The organism is bacterium (assembly GCA_040756715.1).
Lineage (GTDB): Bacteria > UBA9089 > UBA9088 > UBA9088 > UBA9088 > JBFLYE01.
The window spans coordinates 1-1,534 of sequence record JBFLYE010000088.1; the positions used below are offsets into that span (position 1 = coordinate 1).

The 1,534-nt window shown below is 36.1% G+C and carries 2 protein-coding genes; both read right to left on the reverse strand.

What is annotated here, in order from left to right; all coding sequences use genetic code 11:
- Positions 1-149 precede the first annotated feature (149 nt).
- The gene (locus AB1397_03375; GenBank protein MEW6482030.1) at positions 150-410 is read right to left on the reverse strand and encodes a septum formation initiator family protein; all 261 of its coding nucleotides are present in this window, start codon (positions 408-410) and stop codon (positions 150-152) included.
- A 1-nt stretch (position 411) separates the two neighbouring features.
- Positions 412-1,534: phosphopyruvate hydratase (gene eno / locus AB1397_03380; protein ID MEW6482031.1), on the reverse strand; the 1,123-nt coding region annotated here is incomplete at its 5' end.

The window sequence follows — 1,534 nt, forward strand, 5'->3', positions numbered from 1 at the left end:
ATTCAAAATTCAACATTCAAAATTCATAATTTTATAAAGTTTTCCTTAAGATTATCTAAACACATACATTTTGTAAAGCGTTATGGAATTAACTATAAATATATTTTATATCTCCGTGCTAATCCGTGTCAATCAGTGGCTGAATAAACTTATTTTTTATAAAATCTGATAATCCTTTCTCTTTCTTTTATAAGCCCAAGTTTTGTTGCCTCTTTTCTTATTGTATCATAATCAGCCCTTTTTAGTATATCCCTTTTTTTTGTAAGCTCTAAATTTCTCTTTTTTAGCTCTTCAATTTGCTTTGTATATTCATCGGCTTTTGTTTTAAGCCTCATCTGTTTTACATAAGAGGGAATAAGGGTAAAGCTTGCTATTAAAAGAATAATCCCAAAAACAACAAGCCGCTTCATTTTAAAAACATCCTCCATAAATACTGGAATTTCCCAATTCTTCTTCAATACGCAAAAGCTGATTGTATTTACAGCATCTCTCTGTCCTTGCCGGTGCTCCAGATTTTATCTGTCCTCCCTGCGTGGCAACGCAAAGGTCTGCAATAAAACTATCCTCTGTTTCTCCCGACCGATGTGATATTATAATCTTATACCCCCCTCTTTTTGCAAGCTCTATTGTATCTAAGGTCTCTGTCAGGCTTCCTATTTGATTAAGCTTTATAAGAATAGCATTAGCAATATTTCGCTCTATGCCCTTTTTAAGCCTCTTTGGGTTTGTGGTAAATATATCATCGCCCACAATTTGAATATTCTTTAATTTTTCTGTCATTTTCTCCCAAGCATCCCAATCTTCCTCAGAAAGGCCATCCTCAATTGAAATAATGGGGAATTGCCCGATAAGGCTTTGGTAATATTCTATAAGCTCATCACTTCCTAATCTTTGATTATCAATATGATATATCCCATCCCGATAAATCTCACTTGCTGCCACATCCAATCCAATTGATACCTCCTCTCCAGCTTTATAACCTCCCTTTTCTATTGCTTCAACAATTAAATTTAATGCCTCCTTGGTTGATGATAGGTCGGGTGCAAATCCACCTTCATCACCTACAGAGGTTGAATATCCCCTTTTGGAGATTATCTCCTTTAAGGTATGGTATATATTTACCGCCTTTTCAAAGGCGTTTCTAAATGTGTCTGCCTTATGGGGAATTATCATAAATTCTTGAACATCAAGCCTATTGTTTGCATGAGCTCCACCGTTTATGATATTTAAAAGAGGATAAGGAAGGATATGGGCATTTGAACCTCCGATGTATCTATAAAGGGGGAGTTTAAGGAATCCTGCACTAGCCCTTGCCACTGCCATAGAAACACCAAGGATTGCATTTGCTCCAAGGTTTTCCTTGTTTTCACTTCCATCAAGTTTAATGAGCAAAGAATCAATCTCCCTTTGGGATAGGGGATTTAATCCTAAAAGGCTTTCTTTAATCTTTGTATTTACATTGGAAACAGCCTTTAGAACGCCTTTTCCTTTAAGCCTCTCTCCTTTATCGCGCATCTCAAGTGCTTCAGATGTG